The sequence below is a fragment of the Calidithermus chliarophilus DSM 9957 genome, assembly GCF_000430045.1.
Lineage (GTDB): Bacteria > Deinococcota > Deinococci > Deinococcales > Thermaceae > Calidithermus > Calidithermus chliarophilus.
Genome location: NZ_KE387023.1, coordinates 1441193 through 1442580, shown reverse-complemented (window position 1 = coordinate 1442580; position 1388 = coordinate 1441193). Strand labels below are relative to the sequence as shown.

Sequence of the window (1388 nt, the reverse complement as noted above, 5' to 3'; positions counted from 1 at the left end):
CAGCGGGCGCCACGGGGGCGGCCTCGGCGAGCTGGGGGAAGTAGCAGCGGGCCAGGTTGGCCCCGTTCGTGAGGCCGTGCCCCTCGAACCACCCCAGCCGCCGGCGGGCGCTCTCCACGTCGCCGGTGAGCCGGTCGAGCTCGAGGCCGAGCTTGTGCTCGTCGATCGCCACGTCGAGCTGGCCCGCCCCCTCGAGGGCCTCGCGCAGGGCCTGTACGGCCGCGCCGCGCTCGCCCAGGGCTTCCAGGGCCAGGCCCTTAGCCCAGCGGGTGCGGAAGTTGTCGTGGGGCGAGTCCCCCGCCGCCCCGGCCAGCCCTTCGGCTTCGGCGGCCAGGGCCAGCCCCCGCTCGGGCTGGCCGGCGCCGGTGCTGGCGAGCGAGGCGTCGAAGAGCAGCTCCCGCACCACCCGGGGGCTGCCGAGCTGGCGGGCGTAGCCCAGCGCGAGGTCGGCGTGCTTGAGGGCGAGGAGCCGGGCGATGGGGGTGTCCTGGGAACGGTACAGCAGGCTCGCGATGGAGTGCGCGTTGGCCAGGAAGCGGCTGGGGCCGTAGAGCTCGAGCGTAGCGATGGCCTCGAGCACGGCCTCCTCGGCCGCCCCGTAGCGCCCCTGCTCGACCAAAAGCTCGGCCAGGGCGGCCAGGGCGAAGGCGTAGGCCTTGGCGTCGCCGGCCTGGCGCCGGATCTGCAGGGCCTCCTCGAGGCAGCGGCCCATCTCGTCGTAACGCCCCAGCATCCGCAGGAAAGCCGCCCGGTTGACCAGCACGGTGCCCCGCAGGCGCGGCGCGTCGAGGGTGCCGAGGATCTCCAGGGCCTGCGCCAGGGTGGCCTCGGCCGCCGCATACTCCCCCCGGTGGTAGTGGGTCAGGGCCTGGATGGACAAGAACTCGCAGCGCAGGGCCGGGTCCGCGGTGGCGATGCCCCGGGCCGTCAGGGACTCGGCCATCTCCATCTGGCCCGTCGCCAACGCCGAAGCCGCCGCCGCGCGCAGGAGATCGGGCGAGGGGTCGGCGTGCAGCCGCGGGTGGGCCAGCCAGACCTCGAGGGCCTTGGCGTTGTTCCCGGCGATGTTGTGGGCGGTGACGGCCAGCGAGGGAAGGTCTACCGCCTCGCGTAGCTTGGGGGGCAGGCCCTCGAGCAGGGCCTCGAGGTCGGGGGGGTGCCCCTGCCGCGCCAGCAGGTGGGCGTAGAAGCGCACCGTCTCGGCCGTGGCCGCCGGGGTCGGCAGGGCCAGCCGGACCAGGCGGGCGGCCTCGGGGAGGTCGTGGTGCTGCAGCACCCGGGCGGCCTCCAGGGCCATCCGCCCCTGCTCCTCGCCCCGCGCATAGCCCGCTGCCCGCGCCCCCCAGCGCGCCGCCTGGACCTCGTTCCCGGCCTGCCGCGCGTGCTCG

At 75.9% G+C, this 1388-nt stretch carries 1 protein-coding gene; it reads right to left on the bottom strand.

Going from position 1 to position 1388, the window contains the following annotated elements; translation table 11 throughout:
• On the bottom strand, positions 1–1388 hold a 1388-nt coding region (locus MEICH_RS24010; RefSeq protein WP_169730638.1), incomplete at both ends, for a tetratricopeptide repeat protein.